Annotated in this window: 27 protein-coding genes; 23 read left to right on the top strand and 4 right to left on the bottom strand. The window is 41.0% G+C overall.

The window, feature by feature from the left end:
• Positions 1-7 precede the first annotated feature (7 nt).
• The 18 genes from UYI_RS0116765 to pstB all read left to right on the top strand — a co-directional run bounded on the left by UYI_RS0116765 (position 8) and on the right by pstB (position 16250).
• Positions 8-1108 (top strand): sulfonate ABC transporter substrate-binding protein, encoded by a 1101-nt coding sequence (locus UYI_RS0116765; RefSeq protein ID WP_016867798.1) that lies wholly within the window; start codon positions 8-10, stop codon positions 1106-1108.
• A gap of 79 nt (positions 1109-1187) precedes the next feature.
• A complete protein-coding gene (locus UYI_RS0116770) occupies positions 1188-2000 on the top strand; it encodes an NADPH-dependent oxidoreductase (RefSeq protein WP_016867799.1) in 813 nt (270 codons plus the stop codon).
• A 375-nt stretch (positions 2001-2375) separates the two neighbouring features.
• Positions 2376-3170 (top strand): ATP-binding cassette domain-containing protein, encoded by a 795-nt coding sequence (locus tag UYI_RS0116775; RefSeq protein ID WP_016867800.1) that lies wholly within the window; start codon positions 2376-2378, stop codon positions 3168-3170.
• Positions 3171-3266: 96 nt separating this feature from the next.
• On the top strand, positions 3267-3401 hold the full coding sequence (locus UYI_RS39725; protein ID WP_016867801.1) for a hypothetical protein: 135 nt from the start codon (positions 3267-3269) through the stop codon (positions 3399-3401).
• Complete coding sequence (locus tag UYI_RS0116785) at positions 3382-4569, top strand: acyl-CoA dehydrogenase family protein (RefSeq protein ID WP_016867802.1); 1188 nt, start codon at positions 3382-3384, stop codon at positions 4567-4569. The genes UYI_RS39725 and UYI_RS0116785 overlap by 20 nt, the downstream gene beginning before the upstream one ends.
• Positions 4570-4923: 354 nt before the next feature.
• A complete protein-coding gene (locus tag UYI_RS0116790; RefSeq protein WP_016867803.1) occupies positions 4924-6039 on the top strand; it encodes an aliphatic sulfonate ABC transporter substrate-binding protein in 1116 nt (371 codons plus the stop codon).
• A gap of 208 nt (positions 6040-6247) precedes the next feature.
• Positions 6248-7048 (top strand): aliphatic sulfonate ABC transporter permease SsuC, encoded by an 801-nt coding sequence (gene ssuC / locus UYI_RS0116795; protein ID WP_016867804.1) that lies wholly within the window; start codon positions 6248-6250, stop codon positions 7046-7048.
• Between the two features lie 94 nt (positions 7049-7142).
• Positions 7143-7379 carry a hypothetical protein gene (locus tag UYI_RS0116800; protein WP_026085996.1) on the top strand — a complete coding sequence of 79 codons (237 nt, stop codon included), beginning with the start codon at positions 7143-7145 and terminating at the stop codon, positions 7377-7379.
• Entirely contained in the window at positions 7376-8188 is an 813-nt protein-coding gene (locus UYI_RS32810; protein WP_016867806.1) for a phosphate/phosphite/phosphonate ABC transporter substrate-binding protein, read from the top strand. Before UYI_RS0116800 ends, UYI_RS32810 begins: the two co-directional genes overlap by 4 nt.
• 155 nt (positions 8189-8343) lie before the next feature.
• A complete protein-coding gene (gene sfnG, locus UYI_RS0116810) occupies positions 8344-9438 on the top strand; it encodes a dimethylsulfone monooxygenase SfnG (protein ID WP_016867807.1) in 1095 nt (364 codons plus the stop codon).
• Between the two features lie 49 nt (positions 9439-9487).
• On the top strand, positions 9488-9853 hold the full coding sequence (locus tag UYI_RS0116815; RefSeq protein WP_016867808.1) for an acyl-CoA dehydrogenase family protein: 366 nt from the start codon (positions 9488-9490) through the stop codon (positions 9851-9853).
• Entirely contained in the window at positions 9840-9977 is a 138-nt protein-coding gene (locus UYI_RS39025; RefSeq protein WP_235147962.1) for a hypothetical protein, read from the top strand. The genes UYI_RS0116815 and UYI_RS39025 overlap by 14 nt, the downstream gene beginning before the upstream one ends.
• 10 nt (positions 9978-9987) lie before the next feature.
• Positions 9988-10641, top strand: a complete 654-nt coding sequence (locus UYI_RS0116820; protein ID WP_016867809.1) for a peroxidase-related enzyme — start codon at positions 9988-9990, stop codon at positions 10639-10641.
• A 352-nt stretch (positions 10642-10993) separates the two neighbouring features.
• Complete coding sequence (locus tag UYI_RS0116825; RefSeq protein WP_016867810.1) at positions 10994-12148, top strand: sulfate ABC transporter substrate-binding protein; 1155 nt, start codon at positions 10994-10996, stop codon at positions 12146-12148.
• 59 nt (positions 12149-12207) lie between these two features.
• Positions 12208-13209 carry a PstS family phosphate ABC transporter substrate-binding protein gene (locus tag UYI_RS0116830; protein WP_026085998.1) on the top strand — a complete coding sequence of 334 codons (1002 nt, stop codon included), beginning with the start codon at positions 12208-12210 and terminating at the stop codon, positions 13207-13209.
• Positions 13210-13495: 286 nt separating this feature from the next.
• Positions 13496-14437, top strand: coding sequence for a phosphate ABC transporter permease subunit PstC (gene pstC, locus UYI_RS0116835; protein ID WP_016867812.1), 942 nt, complete (start codon positions 13496-13498; stop codon positions 14435-14437).
• Positions 14438-14443: 6 nt separating this feature from the next.
• Positions 14444-15340 (top strand): phosphate ABC transporter permease PstA, encoded by an 897-nt coding sequence (pstA, locus tag UYI_RS0116840; protein ID WP_016867813.1) that lies wholly within the window; start codon positions 14444-14446, stop codon positions 15338-15340.
• Positions 15341-15422: 82 nt separating this feature from the next.
• On the top strand, positions 15423-16250 hold the full coding sequence (gene pstB / locus UYI_RS0116845) for a phosphate ABC transporter ATP-binding protein PstB (protein WP_016867814.1): 828 nt from the start codon (positions 15423-15425) through the stop codon (positions 16248-16250).
• Between the two features lie 16 nt (positions 16251-16266).
• Here the strand turns inward: pstB and UYI_RS0116850 are convergent, their stop codons facing one another.
• The gene (locus UYI_RS0116850) at positions 16267-17517 is read right to left on the bottom strand and encodes a tetratricopeptide repeat protein (protein WP_016867815.1); all 1251 of its coding nucleotides are present in this window, start codon (positions 17515-17517) and stop codon (positions 16267-16269) included.
• A 360-nt stretch (positions 17518-17877) separates the two neighbouring features.
• On the opposite strand from UYI_RS0116850, the gene ssuD reads away from it, so the two are divergent.
• Both ssuD and ssuE read left to right on the top strand, forming a co-directional pair.
• Complete coding sequence (gene ssuD / locus UYI_RS0116855) at positions 17878-19038, top strand: FMNH2-dependent alkanesulfonate monooxygenase (protein WP_016867816.1); 1161 nt, start codon at positions 17878-17880, stop codon at positions 19036-19038.
• 100 nt (positions 19039-19138) lie between these two features.
• The gene (gene ssuE / locus UYI_RS0116860) at positions 19139-19702 is read left to right on the top strand and encodes an NADPH-dependent FMN reductase (RefSeq protein WP_016867817.1); all 564 of its coding nucleotides are present in this window, start codon (positions 19139-19141) and stop codon (positions 19700-19702) included.
• Between the two features lie 168 nt (positions 19703-19870).
• Here ssuE and UYI_RS37695 read toward each other — a convergent pair whose 3' ends face one another.
• Positions 19871-20122, bottom strand: coding sequence for a hypothetical protein (locus tag UYI_RS37695; protein WP_146007590.1), 252 nt, complete (start codon positions 20120-20122; stop codon positions 19871-19873).
• Positions 20119-21516 carry an amidohydrolase gene (locus UYI_RS0116870; RefSeq protein WP_016867819.1) on the bottom strand — a complete coding sequence of 466 codons (1398 nt, stop codon included), beginning with the start codon at positions 21514-21516 and terminating at the stop codon, positions 20119-20121. The genes UYI_RS37695 and UYI_RS0116870 overlap by 4 nt, the downstream gene beginning before the upstream one ends.
• A gap of 83 nt (positions 21517-21599) precedes the next feature.
• Here UYI_RS0116870 and UYI_RS0116875 point away from each other — a divergent pair, with 83 nt between their 5' ends.
• Together UYI_RS0116875 and UYI_RS0116880 are read left to right on the top strand one after the other, a co-directional pair.
• The gene (locus UYI_RS0116875) at positions 21600-22367 is read left to right on the top strand and encodes a cysteine hydrolase family protein (RefSeq protein WP_026085999.1); all 768 of its coding nucleotides are present in this window, start codon (positions 21600-21602) and stop codon (positions 22365-22367) included.
• A gap of 77 nt (positions 22368-22444) precedes the next feature.
• Positions 22445-22897 carry a cupin domain-containing protein gene (locus UYI_RS0116880; protein WP_016867821.1) on the top strand — a complete coding sequence of 151 codons (453 nt, stop codon included), beginning with the start codon at positions 22445-22447 and terminating at the stop codon, positions 22895-22897.
• Positions 22898-23225: 328 nt separating this feature from the next.
• On the opposite strand, the gene UYI_RS0116885 is transcribed toward UYI_RS0116880, so the two are convergent.
• Positions 23226-23597 carry a GxxExxY protein gene (locus tag UYI_RS0116885; protein ID WP_016867822.1) on the bottom strand — a complete coding sequence of 124 codons (372 nt, stop codon included), beginning with the start codon at positions 23595-23597 and terminating at the stop codon, positions 23226-23228.
• A gap of 78 nt (positions 23598-23675) precedes the next feature.
• Between UYI_RS0116885 and UYI_RS0116890 the strand changes: the two genes are divergently transcribed.
• Positions 23676-25274 (top strand): CocE/NonD family hydrolase, encoded by a 1599-nt coding sequence (locus tag UYI_RS0116890; protein WP_016867823.1) that lies wholly within the window; start codon positions 23676-23678, stop codon positions 25272-25274.
• The last annotated feature ends 27 nt before the right edge of the window (positions 25275-25301 follow it).

A 25301-nucleotide genomic window follows, 5' to 3' on the forward strand; every position in this document is an offset into this window, starting at 1 on the left:
AATTCTAATGATAAATCTCATTTTTAAACGCTTCATAATTAAAGTAAAGAAATTAAGGTTTTTTAGATTTGCAAACAAAAATAAATTACTATCTTTCGTACCTATTCCGTTCGCCAGGGCTTTTATTATTAGCCTATGTCTCAGCTTATTATTTGCCGCTTGCACAGCGAATAATGCAAGCAATACTACTACTGTATCTGCTAATAATTCAACTCCAACCCAAGCATCAGTACTCAGGTTTGGTTATCAAAAATCGGCAATTCTTTTAAAAACAAAAGGACTTTTAGAAAAACGTCTCCAACCAGAAGGTGTATCTGTAGAATGGATAGAATTTCCTGCTGGCCCACAACTTTTAGAAGCGATGAATGTAGGTAGTATTGACTTTGGTCATACTGGAGAATTACCACCGATTTTTGCCCAAGCAGCAGGAGCAGATATAACTTATGTTGCTGGTATTGCTCCTAATCCGGCTGGTTCGGCGGTTTTGGTTCCTCAGAATTCATCTATCAAAACTATAGCTGACCTTAAAGGCAAAAAAATTGCAGTGCAAAAAGGTTCTAGCGCTCATTATTTGCTAGTACAAATTTTAGAAAAAGCAGGTATCAAATATAGTGAAATTCAACCTATATTTTTACCACCAGCAGATGCCCGTGCCGCATTTGTAAAAAACAGTGTAGATGCTTGGGTAATTTGGGATCCCTTTTATGCAGCGGCAGAGAAAAATGCTAATGCCCGTGTATTAATTACAGGAGAAGGCATTACTAAACAAGGAGGATATTACCTAGCAAGGCGTAAATATGTCACAGAAAATCAGGAGATAATTAAGGCAGTTCTAGAAGAAATCAAAAATTTAGAAGATTGGTCTGATAAAAATCGAGATGAAGTTGCAGCAACTCTTGCACCAGTCTTAAATATTGATTTAGATACCATGAAAAAGGCAACTGCACGCAAACAATTTGGTGTTGTCAAAATCGATGAAAATCTAATTGCAACTCAACAAAAAGTAGCTGACAAATTTTATGAACTGAAATTAATTCCTAAACAGATTGATGTGAAAGAAGTGACGCTCACACCAGAACAATACGCAGCTTTTTCGCCAAAAATATAAAATTAGTTCTTAGTTGATGGTTATTTGTTAGTTGCAAAACTCCAAACAACCAACAACCAACAACTAACAACCAACAATTATGAACGACTTACTTAACCGCCGTTATGGTGTAGGCATATTTGATGCAGATTTTCCTGGAAATGACTGCATTGCAAATCTTTTATCCCACCGTTCAATTCGTGCTTATCTACCCCAAGGTTTACCACCAGGAACACTAGAAATTTTAATTGCAGCAGCACAATCTGCTTCTACTTCCTCGAATCTCCAGACGTGGAGTGTAGTTGCTGTGGAAAGTTCCCAACGCAAGGAACTATTATCACAACTAGCTAATAATCAAGCACATATCCGCCAGTGTCCACTTTTCCTGGTATGGTTGGCAGATTTGGCTAGACTGACACACATTGCTGAGAGTCGGGGACTACCCCATGAAGGTTTAGATTACTTAGAAATGTTTTTGATGGCGGCGATAGATGCAGCATTAGCAGCACAAAATGCTGTCGTAGCGGCGGAATCTCTTGGTTTGGGAACAGTTTATATTGGTGCGTTGCGTAACCATCCAGAAAAGGTGGCAGAAGTTTTGAGTTTACCACCTCATGTTTTTGCTGTGTTTGGTTTATGTGTTGGTTATGCTGATCCCGTAGTGGAAACTGCGGTGAAACCACGTTTACCGCAAGCGGCTGTGTTGCATCGCGAAACGTATAAATTGGAGGAGCAGGAGGAGGCGATCGCATTCTACAATCAAGTGATGAAAGCCTTTTATAATTCCCAAAAGATGAATGTCCCTGGTGATTGGACAGAACACTCAACTAAACGAGTGGCCTTTGCTGAGTCTTTATCAGGACGGGATAGGTTACGAGAAGCATTGAATAATTTGGGATTTGAATTGCGTTAAAAGGTTTTTCAATTTTGCATTTTTTTACAAAATATCCTTGTATTTTCTTTTTAACTATGTAAAACTACTATAAACAATATACGGTTTTCCTACCAATTTACCGTACTTTTAAGTAAAGGATGTCACGCTAGTATACAAGCTTATGGTACAAATACCATGAAAAAGTTTGCTTTATCAGGCTTTTGTGTAAAAGATAAATAGTTTACAAAAGGGGAAAAGTTTCAGTTCACATTCGTTAACCTCGTTCTCTCTAATTACGCACCTTAGAAAAGTAAGTAAAGAAAGTAATTTGATATTGGCAGTTAAATCTATTTCAAAATTGAGCATTCTGTTCACTAAGAGTCAATTTAGTCATATATTGAGAGGTTTTTTCGTATGGAATCTAAAACACGTGGAATGCATTTGAAACTACAAGGATTAAGAAAGTCCTTTGGGACAAAGACGGTTTTACAGGACATTGATTTAGAGCTTCAACCAGGGGAATTTGTTGCTATTGTCGGTCGCAGTGGCTGTGGCAAGAGTACGATGTTACGCCTAATTGCAGGACTAGATGCAGTCAGTGGTGGAAGTGTGTTTTTGAATGGTACATATTCTCATCAGCGAATTAACCCCACTATCCGCATGATGTTTCAGGATGCACGACTCCTACCTTGGCAACGAGTATTGGCAAATGTAGAGTTAGGTTTATTGGGTTCCAATTCCAAAGTTTACGCCAAGCAAACAGCTTTACAAGTATTACGAGCAGTGGGATTAGAAGACCGTGCTAACGAATGGCCGACTGTTCTTTCTGGAGGACAACGCCAACGGGTGGCGTTAGCAAGAGCCTTGGCAAGTAAACCTTCTTTATTGCTGCTAGATGAACCCTTAGGAGCTTTGGACGCACTGACACGCATTGAAATGCAGCAATTGTTAGAGAATTTATGGCAAGAACAGGGGTTTACTGCACTGCTGATTACTCATGATGTGGAAGAAGCAGTAGTACTTGCGGACCGAGTGGTGTTGATTGAAAACGGTCAGATTGGTATGGATGTCAAGATAAATCTCCCACGACCACGACCCAGAGGAGATGCAGAATTTGCCCAGATGGTAGAGAAAATTTTACAGCGCGTCATGGGTAAGCAGGAAAGCGATCGCTCACACGATTATGCTCTGAATTCGGAAGCGGCATAAAAGGATTGGGGTGTGGGGGGTATGAGGAGTGTGAGGAGTGTGAGGAGTAATTATAAAAAAATAACCAACAACCGCTAACCAATCTAGAGACGTGCCATGGCACGTCTGGTACAACAACCAACAACCAACAACCAACAACCAACAACCAACAACCAACAACCAACAACCAACAATCAACAACCAACAACCAACAATCAACAACCAACAAATTATGGTGCAACTATTAGTTAAAGAAGAATCTAAAGATTGGATTGCGATCGCTTCTTCCCTCTCTGCGGAACTTACTACCACAGCAGTAGAAAGGGATACCAAAGCAGGACTTCCAGATGTGGAAATCCAACGACTGCGAGAAAGTGGCTTGTTACCTTTGGTAGTACCAAAAGAATATGGTGGGACTGGTGCAACTTGGATGGAAGCTTTAAAAATTGTTCAGGAACTCTCCAAAGCAGATGGATCGATTGGGCAGTTGTATGGCAATCACCTGAATTTAACAGCTTTGGGTCATGTCTCTGGAACAAGCGAGCAAAAAGAAGGATACTATCGAGAAACCGCCACCCATAACTTATTCTGGGCAAACGCGATCAACACCCGGGACTCTAGGCTAAAAATTACCCCAGATGGTGAACATTTCCGGGTGAATGGTATCAAAAGCTTTGGTACAGGTGTCGCAATTGCAGATCTGCGCGTCTTTTCTGCTGTCCAAGATGGCATAGAAGTGCCTTGGTTATTCGTCATTCCCAATGATAGGGCTGGTGTCGTCTCTGAACAAGACTGGGATAACATCGGTCAAAGACGCACTGATAGCGATACATTCACCTTCCATGATGTCTTGGTAAAAAAAGATGAAATTTTGGGATATCCTCATCCTCCTAATCATCCTTTTAGTACATTTCTTGGAATAATTGCCCAGTTAACCAAAACTTACGTCTATCTAGGTGTTGCTGAAGGGGCGCTGACTGCTGCTAAAGAGTACACTAAAACTCAAACAAGACCTTGGATTACATCGGGAGTAGACAGTGCAAACAAAGACCCTTACATTCTCTATCATTACGGAGAACTGTGGACTCAACTACAAGCAGCAATTGCCTTAAGCGATCGCACCCTTACCCAAGTGCAACAAGCCTGGGAAAAAGAAACTAGCCTGACTGTAGAAGAAAGGGGAGAAGTAGCGATCGCAGTCTTCACAGCCAAAACCTTTGCTACCCGTGTCGGGTTAGAGATCACCAACCGCATCTTTGAAGTCATGGGAACCCGTTCTACAGCCAGTAAATACGGCTTCGACCGTTACTGGCGGGATCTACGTACCTTTACCCTACACGACCCTGTAGATTACAAACTTCGAGATATCGGCAACTGGGTACTCAACCAAGAATTACCTCTCATCACCCAATATTCCTAAATTCCAAGTTTTCGCCACAGTAGACTCCTCTCATCTCAAGGTGGGTAAATCCCACCTTACTTCCTAATACCAATTTAATGTGAAGCCGTACTAAATGAGTAACCCTCCACCTTGGCTTTCTTGGCGTTCTTGGCGGTTCATTTTTTATATTCTGTGCATCTTCATAAATAATTGGTATAAGTAATAAAGCTCAATTTTGAAATTAAGAAATTCTCAATATACATCAATAAATAAAACCATCAAACCAAACTTAAACAGGTAGTATTGTTTCAAATTTGTGAAACAATTAACTATTTTTTCAAACTCACATCTACAATTTAAAATCCAAAAATTTTTTCAAAGGTGAGCTAACAAATGCAAGATTTGCGAGATAAATTTCCATTCTGGAAACACCGACGTCTGACTCGTCGTTCTACATTGTTTGCTCTTGGTTATAGCCTAGTACTATCTACCACACTATTTAGTTGCAGTACCCCCCAGAATAATTCCCAGCAACCCACAGGTTCATCAGCATCTAATACAGCGAATACTGCAAGTACATCTAATACATCTAGTAGTAATCAAAAAGTCATCAGAATCGTACGTTCTAAACAACTTACAGCCCTTGCTGTGTTGGAACAAAAAGGTACTCTTGCCAAAAGATTAGAACCTCTTGGTTATAAAGTAGAGTGGCCTGAATTTGCTGCTGGCCCACAACAATTAGAAGCCCTAAACGCAGGTGGACTTGATATTGCTTCTACTGCTGAATCACCTCCTGTGTTTGCTCAAGCAGCTGGAACACCTCTTGTATATCTAGCTGCTAACAGCTCTGATGGTAGAGCAGTTTCACTATTAGTTCCTACTAATTCAACTGTCAAAAGTGTCAAAGACTTAAAAGGTAAAAAAATTGCTTCCCAAAAAGCATCTATTGGTCATTACCTCATAGTTAAAGCATTAGAAAAAGAAGGTCTAAAACTCAGTGATATTAACCCAGTTTACCTACCACCTCCAGACGCAAATGTTGCCTTTAGTCAAGGAAAAGTAGACGCTTGGTTTATCTGGGAACCATTTGTTACTAGAAATGTGCAAAACAAAGTTGGACGTGTTTTGATCGATGGTGGAAATTTGCGCGATACAAATAACTTTTTATCCACAACACGCAAGTTTTATCAAGAAAATACTGAAGTGATTAAAGTATTTTTGGAAGAATTACAAAAAGCACAAGTTTGGGCAAGGAATAATCCCAAAGAACTGGCACAATTGCTTGCACCAGTAACTCAGCTTGATCCACCTACCTTGGAAATAATGCACGAGAAATATGATTTTGCATTAGTACCAATTACTGAACAAATAATTAATAAACAACAACAAGTTGCAGATATGTGGTACAACCTCAAACTTATACCCAGGCAAGTGAATGTTAGGGATGGATTCTTAACTCCTGAACAATACGCCGAAATTACTCCAAAAGAGGTGCTTGCTCAAAAATAGTCATGTAGGAATTTTGGATGTTAAATCAACTACTGTTAAACATTCCAATTACTACAGCATCGCCAGTTTTAAATTCTTTTGCTGTAATAGCAATCAATTGAATCGATTGCTATTACAGCCAGTACTTCATAAACATGATTCATTAAGTTCACAAAATCCTATGAAAATTATCTCCTCTTCCCGTGTAAATTTTAATTCGAGGCATACGATGAAAAAAAATAAACTCCAGTTTAAGTTCTTAAAGAATCGTCATATTCAGTCACTTATACCTTGGACTGTACCCATATCGATACTTGTTGTGTGGCAATTATTATCTTCTATTGGCTTAATTCCCACAAGAATTTTGCCTGCCCCTCTCAGTGTATTCAGTGCTGCGATTGAATTAGCTAAAACAGGTGAACTCTTTAGAAATATTACCATTAGTGCCACACGAGCTATTACGGGTTTTTTAGTTGGGGGAAGTATTGGGTTTGGTTTAGGTTTACTTAATGGCATTTCTCCCATTGCCGAAAAATTGTTAGATACATCTATCCAGATGTTACGTAATATTCCAAACTTAGCTTTAATTCCTCTGGTAATTTTATGGTTTGGGATCGGTGATGAAGCGAGATTATTTCTTGTATCTTTAGGGGTAATGTTTCCCATCTATTTAAATACTTTTCACGGCATTCGTAGCGTTGATCCCGGCTTAATTGAGATGGGAAAAATTTATGGTTTAAGTGCTTGGGGTTTGTTTTGGCGAATTATTTTACCAGGGGCAATGTCTTCTATTTTAGTGGGTGTGCGTTTTTCTCTAGGGATTATGTGGTTAACACTTATCGTCGCTGAAACGATCGCTGCTGATTCTGGTATTGGTTATATGGCAATGAACGCTAGAGAATTTATGCAAACTGATGTCGTAGTTTTAAGTATTTTATTATACGCACTATTTGGAAAATTAGCGGATGTCGTTGCCAGAGGATTAGAAAACTACTGGTTGCAGTGGAATCCCAATTATGTAAAAGGCTAGGGTGAGGTTGTTTTGACGAATCGGGATGATTCGTTATATAATCTACTATAAGTTTATCGATTTACCGGTTTTTAAATTTAAGGAAGCAATCAAAATGACATTAGCCCAGACTATCCACAAGACTAAAAGGGTTAATAATTATGACTTATGGAAGTTACCAAAACAAGGTAGTGCATTGATCGCGCGGCTATGGTGGCACACTAAAGCATATACGACAGTTTTTGGCATTATGCTGTTGACCTTTGCCAGCTTAGGCTTTTTATACATCCATTGGTCAGGGCGGAAAATAACACAAGTTTCCAAGCATCACACTGTTGTAGAACAAGAATGACTATCTTACCAAAACTGCGTGCTGTATCCTACTTAGCCCCCAATTGGTTCGGATTCTACCAAGCGATTACAACTTATCTAAGTCGTGTTTTAGGATTAGAAATAAAGCTACACCAAGGAGAATGCGACCCTCTGGAAGATCCGCTACTATTGCAAGACCAAATAGACTTAGCATTTATTTGTGGATTACCGCTAATTCGCTACTGTCAGGTGGTTTCAGACCAATTGCAGACATTGGTTGCCCCTGTAATGCAATCATCTCGATATTACAACCGCCCTATTTACTTTGCAGATGTGATTGTCAATGCTGATAGCAATATAAAAGCATTTGCAGATTTGGCAGGAAAAACCCTATGTTATAACGACCTTGGTTCTAACAGTGGTTATAATTTGCTGCGCTACAAGTTACTTCAAGAAAGATATCCCTTAGATTTTTTTGGCAAGACGATACAATCAGGATCTCATCAACGTTCCATTCGCTGGATAACTGAGGGATTGGCAGACTTTGCAGCGATTGACAGTGTAGTTTTAGAACAAGAATTACGCGACTTTCCCGAATTATCAAAAAATTTGCGTGTGATAGAAGTACTTGGTCCATCTCCTATGCCACCGTTGGTAGTAGCACAGCGTTTAGGTAAACCTTTGATTGGGCAGATGCAATTAGCATTATTGCAAGCAGATGCGAAACTGCAAAAGTCAATGAAACAAGTAGGAGTTAAGCGTTTTGCCACAGTGGAATTAGAAGACTATAAAGTACTGGGGCAGATTTACAGCGAGTTTTGGAAATTGACTACAGATGTACACAGATGAATCATCGGTGTGTATCTGTGTTTATCTGTGTTCGTTATTATCATCAGACTGTTTTTTTGCAAAAACTCCATACTCAAAAAATGCGAGTTTAGTTCATTCATATTTAGACGTAACTTGAGAAATTGATCATCCAACTTCAATACAGAGTTGAAATCATGGATATTAAGTTTGCCTACTGGGTTCCTAATGTTAGTGGGGGATTAGTAGTCAGTAAAATTCCCCAACGTACAGATTGGACTTTCGATTACAACGCTCAACTAGCTCAAACAGCTGAACAAGTTGGATTTGATTATGCTTTAGCCCAAGCTCGGTTTATTGCTAGCTATGGTGCAGAATATCAGTTAGAAGCACTTTCGACTGTGGCAGCTTTAGCACCAGTTACCGAACGCTTAAAATTGATTGCTGCTGTTCATCCAGGACTGTGGCATCCAGGGGTGGTTGCCAAGATGGGGGCGACAATTGATTTTATTTCCAATGGTCGCTTCTGCTTGAATGTCGTTAGTGGTTGGTTTAAAGACGAGTTCACAATTTATGGCGAACCTTGGTTAGATCATGACGAACGCTACCGTCGTTCCGAGGAATTTATTCGTGTCCTGAAAGGGATGTGGACAGAAGATGAATTCCACTTCAAAGGCGACTTTTATCGCATTAACGGTGGTTGGGTAAAGCCTAGACCAGTCAATCAGAATCCTCATCCAGAAATATTTCAAGGTGGAAACTCAAAAGCGGCACGACGCATGGCATCCCGCGTATCTGACTGGTATTTCATGAATGGCAATACTATCGACGGTGTGCGGCAACAGATTCAGGAAGTATCGGCTCTAGCACGTCAAGAAGGACGTAGAGTAAAGTTTGGACTAAATGCTTTTATCTTGGTAAGAGATACTGAAGCCGAAGCCCATGCTGTACTGCAAGAGATTATTGCTCAGGCCGATAAAGAAGCTGTTGAAGGCTTTGGAGCAGCAGTCAAACATGCAGGAGCATCCACTCGTGAACGTCAGGGAATGTGGGCAAATTCTAACTTTGAAGACTTAGTACAGTACAACGATGGCTTCAGAACAGGCTTGATTGGGACAGCCCAACAGGTAGCCGATCGCATTCGTCAGTACTATGAAGTCGGAGTGGATTTAATTCTCGGTGGTTTTCTCCACTATAGCGATGATCTACCTGCATTCGGTCACACAGTCATTCCTTTGGTGCGAGAAATTGAAGCACATCGTCGCATATCTGACGAGTTAGTAACTGTGTGAGTGAGCTTTATTCGCACACAAAAAACACACAAACCAGGAAGACAAAATTATGACAACTGCAATTAGTACTGAGCAACAAGCCCATGTAATTACTAGTGATGCAGAAGCGATCGCGATCGCTCACCAATTAGCAGCTGAATTTGCCAAGGGAGATTCTGAGCGCGATCAACAGCGACGTTTACCCTATGAAGAGGTGAAAAAGTTTTCTACTAGTGGTCTGTGGGGTATCACAGTTCCCAAAGAGTATGGTGGTGCATTTGTATCTACTGCTACCTTAGCAGAAGTTATCAAAATTATCTCCCAAGCAGATCCCAGCCTTGGGCAAATTCCCCAAAATCACCTGTATATGGTAGAAGCCATCCGGCTAGATGGCACAGAAGAACAGAAGCGCTTTTTCTTTGATGCAAGAGTTTAACTACGATCGCCATTGGCGCAATGCCAGAGCGCATACATTACACGATCCCGTGCGTTGGAAATACTACGCAGTCGGGAACTACTTCCTAAACAACGTCAATCCACCCCGTCATCCTTGGTTGTAAAAGGATTTTTATGCCTAAAAACAGTCGCAAAACCAAAGTTTTACAGCATCCTACCCAAGTAGCTACAAAGCAGAATCCAGTAGCTGTTCAAGAAAAGAAAACGGTGACTAACTCCTGGTTAGAAGTGCCTGACGAAGCAACTCTACCACCACAAGTACAAGCACTCTTCCAAGAACAACGCGATCGCTATGGCTTTGTGCATAGCTTCTTCCTTGGCTATTCACTCAACCCCGAACATCTGCTACTTTGGTTCAACTACTATAATGCCTTGATGTATGGCAAGGGAGAACTTTCACCCAAAGAACGGGAGATCATAGCCATTGTATCTTCAGCAGCAAATCACTGTGAGTCTTGCGTGATTACTCACAAAGCTCATCTACGAGAGGTAATTAAAGATCCGGTATTCCCTGACGCGCTGGCACGTAACCATCAGGAAGTTGAACTGACACAACGGGAACTTGCTCTGGTGGAGTTTGCGATCAAAATTAACCAGAATGCCAATGAACTTTCTCCTGAAGATCTCAAGCCATTACGTCAGGTAGGACTTTCTGATCGGGCAATTTTGGAAGCCGGTGAAATTGCCGCTCAATTCAGTCTTTCCAATCGGTTGACAAAGGCGTTTGGCTGGAAGGTAAGCAGTGAATATGACAAACTATATCGCTGATTCTTCTTGAGCTTTGTGGGTGTGGCGAATCCCTGTCAAGGTGGATAGAAAACCAACCCAAGTATCAACTTTGTGTCTTAGTGTCTTGGTGTTTCAAAAAGTATTTTTCACCACTAAGGCACTAAGACACCAAGAAAACTCAGGATCTTGACGCTCCATCCCTGCAAAGCATATCGCCAAGTGGGGTATTTTTTCTATACATAATTTGACTATTTAAGCAAATAACTTAATGATTAATTGCTCAATTAGTAACAAAAGATAAAGGCAAATAAGAACTCTTGTTCTACTGCTCTATAATACTTTAGATTACGGTATCCCGCTCAAAATGCCGTAGATTTAGGGGGAAAGTTTGATGAGTAAGTCGCAACATCCGCTACAATTTGGAGCTTACCGAATTGAGCGAATACAGGCTTATGTTGTGAAAGCTTGGCAGGCTGTGCAAGTTTCGTATCACCGAATAATTAGAAGTTGGTTCAATGGAAGCTCTGTGCAAAGATTTGCCTGTCTATTTCTAGTAGGCGTAGCTTTGAGTATGGCAGTTGCTGCCTGTGGAAGTAGTTCAGCTACCAAGCCTGATGTCAAGCTTAGGCTGGTTTCCTACTCTGTAACTAAAGCTGCTCATGACCAGATTATTCCCAAATTTGTGGAAAAGTGGAAGAAGGAGCATAACCAAAACGTCACTTTTGAGCAGAGTTATGGAGGTTCTGGCACTCAAACGGCTGCTGTGATTGCAGGTTCGCAAGAAGCAGATATCGTACACTTGGCACTTCCCCTAGATGTCAGCAAAATTCAACAAGCAGGGTTGATTAAATCAGGTTGGGAAATTAAAGCTCCGAGAAATGGTGTTGTCACGAGATCCGTAGCCGCAATAGTAACCCGCGAGGGTAATCCCAAAGGGATCAAGACTTGGGAAGATTTAGCAAAAAATGACGTGAAACTGATTGCTGCTAATCCGAAAACTTCTGGTATTGCGATTTGGGAATTCTTGGCTTTATGGGGATCGGTGACTCAAACAGGAGGTGACGAAGCAACAGCATTAGATTATGTCACCAAAGTTTATAAGAACACGCCTGTATTAACAAAAGATGCTCGTGAAGCTAGTGATTTATTTTTCCAAAAGGGTCAAGGAGATGTCTTAATTAATTATGAGAATGAGGTAATTTTGGCGGAACAGAATGGGGCAAAACTACCTTATGTAATACCACAAGTAAATATTTCCATTGACAACCCTGTAACTATAGTTGATAAATACGTTGATAAGCACGGCACGAGAGAAGTTGCACAAGCATTTGTTGATTTTCTTTACTCCACAGAAGCCCAACGCGAGTTTGCCAAATTAGGATATCGTTCTGTTAATCCTACTGTTAGTCAAGAAGTGGTAAAACAATATCCCCAAATTCAAACTTTATTCACGGCTCTAGATTTAGGGGGTTGGGATAATATTCAGAAAAAGTTTTTTGGAGATGGGGCAATTTTTGACAAGGTTCAAGCTGCTAAGAAAGCGTGAGAAGGCAGAAGGGTGTAAATGCAGTTTTGTTTTGTAAATTTAATATTAGCTACTAGCATATGAAGCTTTATAAGAGATTTCAGGGTAAATTTTTTCTGGCATTTTTGATGCTTATTAGCTACGGTGTCACTGGTTGCGATCGCGCTCAAGAAGAGAAAAGCCAAGTGAGTATTGATGGTGCAGCGGTAGGTTTTCCTATTTCTCTAGCAGTAGCAGAAGAATACGAGAAGGTTAAACCAGAAGCTAAAGTGAGCGTTGCTTCCAGTGGTACTGGTGGTGGAATCAGTAAGTTTTGCGCTGGCGATATTGATATTGTTGGCGCTTCTCGTACTATTAAAGATGAAGAAATCGCCAGATGTAAAAGTAAGAATATTGAATTTGTCGAGTTGCCTATAGGCTTAGATGGAATTGCTGTGATCGCCAACCGTCAAAATAACTTTGCTAAGTGTTTAACTATTAAAGAACTTGACAAGATATGGAGTGCCAAATCAGATGGCAAAATATTGAGTTGGAATCAAATTAATCCCAACTTTCCTGACAAACCACTGAAACTTTATGCTCCTGCTTCTGATACGGGAACGTTTGATTATTTTACCCAAGCTGTTACCAAAAAAGCCAAAAATGGTCGTACAGACTACACTCCTAGCCACAATCAAAATCTGCTTGTTCAAGGAGTAGCGGGAGAACCATCAGCTTTAGGATATGTCGGGATCTCTTACTACATTCAAAACCAAGACAAACTCAATTTAGTTGGGGTTAAAGGCCCCACAGGAAAGTGTGAAAAACCAGTGCCAATAGATAATGTTGTGAAGAATATCTACACACCATTGTCTCGTCCCCTCTTCATCTATGTCAGTAAAAAATCCATGGATACCAAGCCAGCAGTCAAAGAATTTGTAGATTTTTATTTAGAAAATTCTTGGAAGTGGGTAGATAGTGTTGGTTATGTAGCGCTACCAGATGAAGCTTATGTCAAGACAAAACGAAAGTTTGCTGCTGGTGAAACTGGTACAAAATTCAAAAAAGCAAAACCGGGTGAGCCAATTACAAACTTTATTTAAGTTGTAGGGTGTGTTGTCGCACAGCACAACGCACCATCCTAGATTCCGGTGCGTTAGGACTAATGTCCATAACGCACCCTACCCAAATCTACTTTGTTTAAAAGGCACTCATGTGATAAATCACACAACCAGGGCATGAAAATTTAACTCTTCCTACACCCTTACACCCCCACACCCTTTTTCAAGACACAGGGCAGTCCTAATGAAAAAAATTCACCACCAATCATGAAAGTTTCTTCTCCCCTACACCCTCACACCCACTTTCAAGTCAGAAGGTATAAAAATTATGACAAGTATAAATCCTCAAAATGGTTTTTATCAAAATTCTAGGCATTCACTAGAGAAACATCCATCTGAAGATATCCAAGACAAGATTGTTGGAGCAATTTTATTTTGTTGTGCTTTAGTTTCTGTGCTGACTACCTTTGGGATTGTTGTAATTATCTTTCAGGTGGCATTTGAGTTTTTCCAAAAAGTTTCGCTTGCCCAATTCTTTCTTGATACTAAATGGACACCTCTATTTGCAGAACAGCATTTTGGCATTTGGCCTCTGATTAATGGCACTTTTTTAACTACAGTTATTGCAATGGCAGTTGCTATTCCTTTGGGTTTATCTTCTGCTATTTATTTAAGTGAATATGCCCAACCCAAAGTAGCAGCAATTTTACGCCCAGCCGTGGAACTTTTGGCAGGAATACCCACGGTTGTCTATGGTTACTTTGCGCTGTTGTTTGTCACACCATTGCTGCGGAATTTTATCCCTCTGGAAATTTTCAATGCTTTGAGTGCGGGGTTAATGATGGGGATCATGATTACTCCTACAGTTGGTTCCATTAGTTTAGATGCGATTCGCTCAGTTCCACGTTCTTTGCGAGAAGGGGCTTACGCTTTGGGCATAACCAAACTGGAAGCCATTTTTAAAGTTGTTCTGCCAGCTGCTCTTTCTGGAATTACAGCCTCGATTATTTTGGGTATTTCTCGCGCTGTTGGTGAAACGATGACTGTTCTCATCGCCGCCGGACAACAGCCAAAACTGACTGTTAATTTTGCAGAGTCAGTAGAAACGATGACAGCTTATATGGCGCAAATTTCTGGTGGGGATAGTCCGCGTGGTAGTCTCAATTTTCAAACTCTATATGCTGTAGGTGCTGTTTTGTTTATGATTACCTTGATTTTGAATATTGTCAGTTATTGGATTTCTAATCGCTTTAAAGAAAAATACGAGTAAATAGGCATGGCTACAATTTATCCCAGAGATGATTCTCAATTTCCTGCAACAGAATTTACTGATAATGTTGACAAGAGAGAAAATATAGGAAAAGTTTTTGAAATACTTTTTTTGTTAGGATTGCTGATAGGTTTATTTGTCCTAGCGTTGTTACTATTTGATGTTTTAAGAGATGGATTAGGTAGATTTTTATCACCTGGCTTTTTGACTGAAACTCCTTCTCGTTTTCCCGATCAAGGTGGTATCCGTCCTGCTATTGTTAGCAGCGTTCTTTTGGGAATAATCGTCATTTTGATAACTGTACCGATTGGCGTAGGAGCAGCTTTATATCTTGAAGAATACGCACCTAAAATCTGGTGGACAGCGATTATTGAGATTAATATTAGCAATCTAGCAGGAGTACCTTCTATTGTCTATGGATTGTTGGGTTTAGGAGTTTTCAATTATTTACTTGGGTTTGGTCCGACTCTGATTTCCGGGGCATTGACTTTATCTTTGTTGTCTTTACCAGTAATTATTGTGACAGCGAGAGAAGCTATTCGCGCAGTTTCTGATTCTCTGAGATACGCTTCTTACGGCTTAGGTGTTACTAAATGGCAAACAGTTAGCAATCATGTCATACCCTATGCTATTCCCGGTATCCTTACAGGAGTAATTATTTCTGTATCTCGTGCCATTGGTGATGCAGCATCTTTGATTGTGGTGGGTGCTGTAGGTTTCCTCACCTTTAACCCTGGTTTGTTCCAGAGATTTATGGCATTGCCCATTCAAATTTACAGTTACATCACTCGTCCAGAACCAGGTTTTGTCAATGCAGCAGCAGCAACAATTATTGTTTTAATACTCTTGGTTTTGGCTTTAAATGGTTTAGCAATCTATATTCGTCAACGCTTCTATCATTAGACGGAAGGACAAATAAACAGTTAATTGCATAATTATTAACTGTCTAAATCCAGTTTTTATACATATTTGGAGACTAATTAAAATGAATTATCATAATAGTAGAAGTCAATTAGATGCCACATTTAACCAACAAGATGATGCTGTGTTTGATGTTGAAGGGGTGAAGGTTTATTACGCTGGATTTTTGGCACTTCTAGATGTCTATTTGAGAATTCCTCAAAAACAAATTACCGCTTTTATTGGCCCTTCAGGATGTGGTAAAAGTACCTTACTACGATGCTTTAACCGCATGAATGATTTAATTCCTGGAGCAAAGGTAGAAGGTAGATTGATTTACCGCGATCGCAATATTTATGATCCTAAAATCAATTCTGTAAAATTACGCCGACAAGTAGGAATGGTTTTTCAAAGACCAAATCCTTTCCCTAAGTCAATATACGAAAATATTGCCTTTGGGCCACGTTCTAATGGTTACAAGGGTAATCTTGATGAATTAGTGGAAAATTCCCTCAAACGTGCTGCTATTTGGGATGAAGTCAAAGACAAGCTGAAAGCAAAGGGTACAGCTTTATCTGGTGGACAACAGCAACGGCTGTGTATTGCGCGGGCGATCGCTATGAAGCCAGATGTATTATTAATGGATGAACCATGTTCTGCTCTCGACCCGATTTCTACCCGTCAAGTAGAAGAACTCTGCATGGAACTTAAGGAGCAGTACACCATTATCATGGTGACTCACAATATGCAACAAGCTTCAAGGATTGCAGATTGGACGGCGTTTTTCAATACAGAGATTGATGAACAGGGCAAACGTCGCGGTAAATTAGTCGAGTTCAGTCCTACAGAACAAATGTTCAGTACTCCTACAACTAAAGAAGCTGAGGAGTATATCAGTGGACGTTTCGGTTAACTCCAACACAATCACATCAAGCTGTGATTCCATAAATCCAATTCTGCTTTTCTGCCAGCAATAGCGCATCTTGATAAACCTGCTTAAACAAAACTCGCTGGGCATGACTACCACCAATCTCATGCAAGCGTGGTAAAACAGGTTTGAGTTGCGTTATTGCTGTATTAAAATCACCTTTGGCATGAGCAACCATTCCCCTAGCTGCGGGAATTGCTACTTCTATCCAGCCTTGTCGTAAGAAAGGATTTACACTGAGGGCGTGTTGTTCGATACTGTGTAACATTTGGTTTACCCAATTCGTAAATCCAGCCTTAGCTATTGCATAGACGTAATGCAGGTCTTGAAAAGGAAGAGCATGTTCATGAATACGAGGGTAAAGATAAGCACTGATTTCTTGCCAGCGACTACCCACATTCACACCGCGTAACTCTAACCTTAATAGAAGTGAAATTGCTCCGACTTGGTCTTTGGGCGATCGCTTGTTGGCACATCCCCAAATATGGATATCATAGAGTGACAAAACTTTCTCTATGTCACCTCGTTCTAGATAATACAGGGCAACATGCCACCAGTTATGGGTATACAGCATTGAGTTACAGTTATCCCAAGTATCAGCAAAACTCTCCATCCAAGCGATACCTTCCTCCACTCGCCCTTGAGTTTCCAAAACATGGGCAACGGCATGATGCGCCCAAGGATTGTAGCGATTCATAGCTGTTGCCTTACGTGCCATTGCTTCTGCCGCTGCTAGTTGATGGCATTGTTCTAAACCAAACGCAACCATACCATATAAATAATGGTGTTCAGGATTGGCAGGTAGAACCTTTTGGGCAATTTGCAACAATCTTTCTTTATCACCCAAATAAAAATAGTGATACTGTCCCTGCTGTACAGATATCAAGTCTTGGGGAAACTTGTTGGTAATCTCTTCGTGGAGGGCGATCGCTACATCAATTTCTTTGTTTGCCCAAGCTAAAATTGCTTGCACATATAACTGTTCTCTGTTGGTAATCTTAGCTGAATTCTTTTGTGCTGTTTGCAAGTGGGGTTGGGCTTGCTGCCAAGCTATCTTGTTTTCCTGGGAAAGATAATAAGCAGCAGCATAGGCATGGGCTAAAGCACAAGTTGGATCTGCTGTGATTGCTTGCAAAATCGCTATTTCTGCATCTTTGCCATAAAAAAGTGCTTGATCTATGAAGCGGTTAATGGCTGCGATCGCATCTGGTGAATCGGTTGTGACTAGTAGTTCTTGTGAATCTTTTAGCATTATTAATTCCTCACACCAAAAATCCCCGCAGACTGAAATTCTGAGACTATGCAGGCTAAGTAATAAACTCCGCATCAGCAGACTTTGTTTGTATAGCTGAGATTTCTAATCACCAGAATTTAAGTACTGTAATTCGGTCGGAATAGTGGATTTAATATTGAGTATGTCACACCATTCCAAAAATAACAACAAATTAAATACTGTAAATTGATAGATAAACAGTATTTAGTTTTGTAAAGGTATTGCGTTAACTTAGTTACCTGTGCGATACTCTGAAGGTAAATAAAATCATACGGTATACCGATAGATTTGCCGTAAATATAGAGTAAAGAAATTTTGCAGCGACTCTAAATATATATCATGCAGCTACTTTGGTTTATTCCGACTCACGGAGAAGGGCGCTATCTTGGTACTGCCATAGGAGGACGGGCAGTCAACTTTGATTACTGGCGGCAGATTGCCCAAGCCGTAGATCATTTGGGTTTTACGGGTGCATTACTACCTACAGGTCGTTCTTGTGAAGATGCCTGGATTTTGGCTTCTACCTTGGTAACACATACTAAAAGAATGCGATTTTTGGTAGCGATTCGTCCAGGGTTGATGTCGCCAGGGGTAGCGGCACGGATGGCAGCAACGTTTGATCGCATATCTGGTGGTAGATTGTTGATTAACGTCGTCACGGGTGGTGATCCTGTGGAATTGGCAGGGGATGGCTTGCATCTTTCCCATGATGATCGCTATGAATTAACAGATGAATTTTTGACGGTGTGGCGGCAGATTGCAGCAGGGGAAATTGCCGACTTCCAGGGAGATTATCTCAATATTCAAGGTGGTAAGCTGTTATTTCCAACAGTACAGAAACCGCATCCACCATTGTGGTTTGGCGGTTCTTCACCCATCGCCCAGCAGATTGCAGCTAAACATGTAGATGTATACTTAACTTGGGGTGAACCACCAGAACAAGTTGCCGAAAAAATTGCTTCGGTGCGACGACTGGCAGAAGCAGAAGGCAGAACATTACGCTTTGGTATTCGCCTCCACGTGATTGTCCGGGAAACCGAAAGTCAAGCATGGGATGCAGCCAATGATTTGATTCGCTACGTAGATGATGAAGCGATCGCCAAAGCCCAACAAGCTTACTCACGCATGGACTCGGAAGGACAACGCCGGATGCGAGACTTACACAACGGCAGTCGGGAAGCTTTGGAAATCAGCCCAAATTTGTGGGCAGGGATTGGTTTAGTGCGGGGTGGTGCCGGGACTGCTTTAGTTGGTGATCCTGATACTGTTGCCAAGAGAATGCTGGAGTATACCGAGTTGGGTATCGACACCTTTATCTTCTCTGGGTATCCTCACTTAGAAGAAGCGTATCGAGTAGCAGAATTACTCTTCCCGCGTTTACCTCTAGAGAATCAACAATCCTTTGAACCGCAAGTATTAAGTCCCTTTGGCGAGATTGTCGCTAATCGGGAATTTCCGAAACAGCAGGTCAAAGGAAAGACAATTGCAACTGTAGATTAAGAAAAATTAGGAGTGTAGGGGTATAAGAAAACGCAATCTCCCTTCCCTTGTCCCCCTTGTCCTCCTTATCCCCTTCCAATTTTTACCAGGAGACTTTAACATGACTCACATTTTAGCGATCGCTGGCAGCCCCTCCCATCCTTCAAGAACTTACGCACTTCTAGAATATGCTGCCAAGTTTCTGTCACAGCAAGGTTTGCAAACAGATATTATTTCTGTGCGGGATTTACCAGCTGAAGATTTGGTGTTTGGACGTTACGATAGTCCAGCGTTAGAACAACCGAAAGCATTATTGGCAAAAGCCAGCGGCGTAATTATTTCTACTCCAATTTATAAAGCAGCATACACAGGTGTCCTCAAGGCATTTCTCGATTTATTACCCCAGAAAGCTTTGACAGGCAAAGTTATATTACCACTGGCTACAGGTGGAACAATAGCACATTTGTTGTCTGTAGAGTATGCCTTGAAACCTGTATTAGCTGAGTTAGGCGGGCGTCATATTTTGAGTACTATCTACGCAGTAGATAAGCAAATTCAAGTCCAAGCAGATGGTGGCGTACAACTTGATGAGGAAATTGAGCAAAGATTAAAAGATGTCCTCAATGAGTTTGTTCAAGCAGTAAATTCTCAGAATGTCGCAAAAGAGTTTGCCCATGCCAGTTAGCCAATAACGGTTCTCCTTCCATTCCCCAATTAGCAGTTGGGTGATTGCTACCCATCTGCTATTTTCTTGTTGATATAGTTTATGAATATAGCAATCCTATTTGAGTTGTAAAAATTCGTGGTATTCAGATACCCGACTTCTGAAAAAAGTCGGGGATCTAACCTTTCACTAATGATTTAAGATTGCTATCAAACTCATGAATTGTTGAATTTGCTGAGTCAATAATTCTTTAAAACTAACAATGATTATAGAAATAATATTTGATTTTTGAAAAAATCCGTATATTTTGGCCTGAAGCATGATGATTTTTAATCTAACCAATCCACAGACTGTTAAAATAATCTGTTCAAATGGCTTACAAGTTATAGAAAGTGACAAGCGATCGCCTAAACTAAAATCATGCGATCGCTCTCTCATCACAACCCCATCACCAACCGATAATGCGCTTCAATTTGGGCAACGGTTTGAGACTGACGTTGAGTATCCCATTGACTGTGATTAAATAAGTCTTGCCGCAAATTATCAACATCAATAGTTGTAACTTTGCCATCAGCAACAATTTGTTTACCATTCACCCACACATCACTAACCACATTGCTAGGGCGTCCTAAAACTAACAAACCAATTGGGTCTGTGCGTGGTAGTAGTGATAAATTAGTGAGGTCATAAAGTACTAAATCTGCTTTTTTCCCAACACTGAGAGAACCAAGTTTGTCTTGTGTATTTAATCCCTTTGCACCACCCAAAGATGCCATTTCTACCGCTTGGTGGGGTGTAATCCAGTGCTGATAATCTAAATCGGTAATGTTATGTAAAATAGAACCAATTTTGATCGCTTCTAGTAAGTCTTGGGAATCATTACTAGATGCACCATCACAACCAAAGGTCACGTTTACCCCTGCTTGTCGATATTTTAAAATTGGGGCGATACCACTACCCAAACGCAAGTTACTTAGGGGGTTATGGACAACAGTAGATTGAGTTTGGGCAAGGATGGCAATGTCATTGTCAGTGAGATGAACGCAATGGGCTAAAGTTGTGCGATAGTCTAAAAAACCAATGCGTTTGAGGTGTGCAACGGCGGTACAACCGTATTTTTCTTGGGCAAGTTTTTTCTGTGCTTTGGTTTCTAGTAAATGGGAGTGACGACAAAGATTGTACTTTTCACTTAACTGTCTACATCCATCAAATAAAGCATCAGAACACAGTTGAATACCAGTCGGGGCTACGAGAATATTCATACCCTCTTCTGGACGATGAAACTGTTTTACTGCTTCTTCGATAATTTCTAATGTTGCCTGAGTTGAACGAAAATAAGGTTCATGGTTTTGTTGGGTTTCCCCGGATGGGATACCAGCAGTAATCGATTCATCTTGGATTAGGGGCGCGACAAAAGCACGAATACCAACTTCTTTGTAAGCACGAACTGCTGTAGCGATCGTTTCTAGTTCTTTACCAGGTATTAATACTAAATGATCTACGACACTTGTACCACCAGAAAGTAGAGTTTCTACTGCTGTTCCCAAAGCACTGAGGTAGACTTTTTCTGGATCTAGAGGTGCGAAATCATAAAGTTCTGCTAGCCATAATTCTAGAGGTAACATAGACATGATCCCCCGTTGCCACATTTCTGATGAATGGGTATGGGCGTTGAAGAAACCTGGTAATAAAAGTTTATTTTCACCGTTAATCGGGGTTCCCACCACTTCTAGCCCGGGTGCGATCGCAGTGATGATTCCCTCTACAATTTGGACATCAACGGTAGTGTAACCATCCTCGACAGGAATTAAAGCATTCTCAATAGTAAAGTTCATTAATGTTTAACCTTAATTAAGTAATCAAACTCTGAAGCTAATTTCAAGTTACAAAGTAAACAATGATGTTGGATGTTGCTTTTATGGATCTGCCTCTTCGGAAATTAGGAGTTGCACCAAACGCTTGGGCAGTAAATCAGGCGATCGCAGATATCACTCGTCCTCCCCTTAACCCACAACCCGTTATCTTAGCAACAGAAACCAAAAGTCTGCGCCTTGATTTAGCAAAAGCTGCCATCCTCGTCATCGACATGCAAAATGATTTTTGTCATCCTGACGGTTGGTTAGCACACATCGGCGTAGATGTCACCCCAGCGCGTCAGCCAATCAAGCCTTTGCAAAATCTCCTACCAACACTACGGGCGATTGGAGTTCCTATAGTATGGGTAAATTGGGGCAACCGTCCTGACTTACTCAATATTAGTGCAAGCGTACATCACGTCTACAACCCTACAGGTGAAGGCGTGGGATTAGGTGATCCACTCCCCAGCAACGGTGCTAAGGTACTGATGAAAGGTAGTTGGGCAGCCGCAGTGGTAGATGAACTCGAACAATTACCAGAAGACATTTGTATCGATAAATACCGGATGAGTGGTTTCTGGGATACTCCTTTAGATAGTATTCTGCGGAACTTGGGCAGAACGACACTATTTTTTGCTGGTGTAAATTCTGACCAATGCGTCATGGCTACTCTGCAAGATGCCAACTTTTTAGGATACGACTGCATACTTGTTAAAGATTGTACAGCTACAACTTCTCCCGAATATTGTTGGTTGGCAACACTATATAACGTCAAGCAGTGTTTCGGTTTTGTCACAGATTCAGAAGCAATTTTCAAATCAATTAGTTGATTGTTGTTAGTTGTTAGTTGTTTGGAAGAACAACCAACAACCAACAATCAACGATCAACAAAAAAGGACAAAAACATATGATCAATTGCTGTGTAATTCCTGTTGTCAAATCTCCCAAAGATTACCAGGTATATCGCATTAGTCCCCAGGATACAAATCGTTTAGCGATCGTATTTGATCCGGCGATCGCTAATACTTCTCTGACTTGTTGTGTGGAAATTTTTGATGTTGGTGGTAAAACTCCCCCAAATCGTCATCAATTTGCTGTAGAGATGTTTTTTGTTCTCAAGGGGGAGGGTAGGGCGACTTGTGATGGTAAAAGTGTTGCAATTAAAGCTGGGGATAGTTTGTTAGTACCTCCTACTGGTACTCACGTGATTGAGAATACGGGTTCGGGACGTTTATATACATTGACTGTTATGGTTCCCAATGAAGATTTTGCCGAACTCATTCGCAGTGGTACACCTGTAGAATTTGATGCGGAAGATATGGCTGTGCTTGGTAGGTTTGATGCTTTTATTTCAAATTGACGATATTTGTGGTTGAGTTTTTGTGAGATTGTAACTAGGTTGCAAAGGTGAGTGATGAACGAACACCGATGAACACGGATGGTTTTATCGGTGTGCATCGATGTGTATCTGTGTTCGATTTTTCCACGAGATTATAACTAGTTTGCATAGGTGAGTGATGAACGAACACCGATGAACACGGATGAACACGGATGGTTTTTCTCGGTGTGCATCGGTGTGTATCTGTGTTCGAGATTTCCACGAGATTGTAACTAGTTTGCATAGGTGAGTGATGAACGAACACCGATGAACACGGATGAACACGGATGGTTTTCATCGGTGTTTGGATTTATCGCACAATCCGTTTAATTTCGACTTTGGGATTACCGAAATTTATCAGTAAACAGACTTTCAGTCGAGAGGCTTTTAAGTAACTCATACATTGGGCAAAGTTACCATCATCCAAGTTTTTAACCGCTTTGAGTTCTACTAGTACGCACTCCTCTACTATCAAGTCAACAAAATACTCTCCAACTACAATACTGTCATATAGTATTTGTAAATTGTATTGTTGTTTTACTCGTAACCCTGCCTTCCGTAATTCATGAAACAAAGCATTTTCATACACCTTTTCTAAAAATCCAACGCCCAAAACGTTACTTACTGTGTACGCACAGCCGATCATCTTCTGCGTAATTCTATCTAATTTATCTGGGTGCATCTGTATCTATATTGTGGTTAAATTCATAATCCCTCCATCATACCCATGCTCAAAGTCCTTCCCAAACAAACCGCATCCATGTACACTCGCGATGGAATTCGTCTGGATGCAGATATTTATCGCCCTGATGCTGAAGGGAAATTTCCAGTATTATTGATGCGCCAACCTTATGGTAGGGCGATCGCATCTACTGTTGTCTATGCCCATCCAAGTTGGTATGCTGCCCAAGGTTATATTGTGGTAATTCAAGATGTCCGGGGACGCGGTACATCAGCTGGTGAATTTAAATTGTTTGCCCATGAAATTGCTGACGGTGAAGATGCGGTAAATTGGGCTGCAAATTTACCTGGTAGTAATGGTGCAGTGGGGATGTATGGTTTTTCTTACCAAGGAATGACTCAACTATACGCCGCTGCTGCTAAACCACCAGCCCTGAAGGTTATTTGTCCAGCAATGATTGGTTATGATTTATACACAGATTGGGCTTATGAAGGTGGCGCTTTCTGTTTGCACACAAATCTGGCTTGGGCCATGCAATTAGCGACGGAAACTGCCCGTTTGCGAGGAGATAAACAAGCTTATCAAGCTTTATTGGCAGCATCGCGGAATTTACCTCTATACGATCCCATTCCCACACGTCCCGAAGTTCTCAAAAATCTTGCCCCAGATTCTTTTTATCACGAGTGGGTAGAACACTCCCAACCCGATGCTTACTGGGAAAATCTTTCGCCCAAAACGCATTTACAAAATATTGATTTGCCCATGTTTCATATCGGGGGATGGTTTGATACATATTTGCGTGGTACCCTGAATTTATATAAAGAGATGGCATCTCGGAGTCAGTACCGCCAACAGCTTTTAGTGGGGCCGTGGGCGCATTTGCCTTGGGGTCGTAAAGTTGGTGAAGTGGATTTTGGTGTTAATGCTATTAGCCCTGTAGACAGGATGCAAATATGTTGGTTTGATCAGTTCCTCAAAGGTATAGACACTGGTTTAACCCATCAGTTACCTGTGTGGCTGTTCGAGATGGGTAGTAATACTTGGCAAGGATTTTCCAGCTTTCCTGAATTTGAACACAAAACCTACTTTTTGTCAAGTTACGGAATTGCTAGTATTCGCGAGGACGAAGGCATTCTCACCACAGTTTGCCCAGAAAATGGCGTAGATGATGTCTTAGTTCATGATCCGTGGCGACCTGTTCCTGCTTTGGGTGGCCATGCGGGTATACCTGCGGGTGTTTTTGAGCGATCGCATATTGATTGTCGTTCTGATGTTTTAACTTACACCAGTGAACCACTTGATTTCGACTTGCATTTAGCAGGCGATGTGGTCGTAGCTATTTCTTGTAGTGCTGACAAACCCAGCTTTGATTTATCTGTGGTGCTATCGGAAATATATCCTGATGGAAAAGTATATAACTTGACACAAGGCTATCTACGTTGTCAAGATGGAATGAATCACATTACTAGAAAAATTCAATTACAAACTACTTGTGCGCGCATTGCTAGAGGTAATGCCTTGCGATTAAGTATAAGTGCCGCTTGTTTTCCAGCCTATGCAATTAACCCTGGTAATAATTCAATTATGGGTATGGAAGCAGAAATTATGACATTAACAATCAGTTGCGGAGGTGCCTCCCTTTCCCAAGTTTTACTCCCTGTAATTGCAGGATCTTAAAAATTAGGCAGGAGGCAGAGGGCAGGA

It is taken from the genome of Fischerella muscicola PCC 7414 (assembly GCF_000317205.1).
Lineage (GTDB): Bacteria > Cyanobacteriota > Cyanobacteriia > Cyanobacteriales > Nostocaceae > Fischerella > Fischerella muscicola.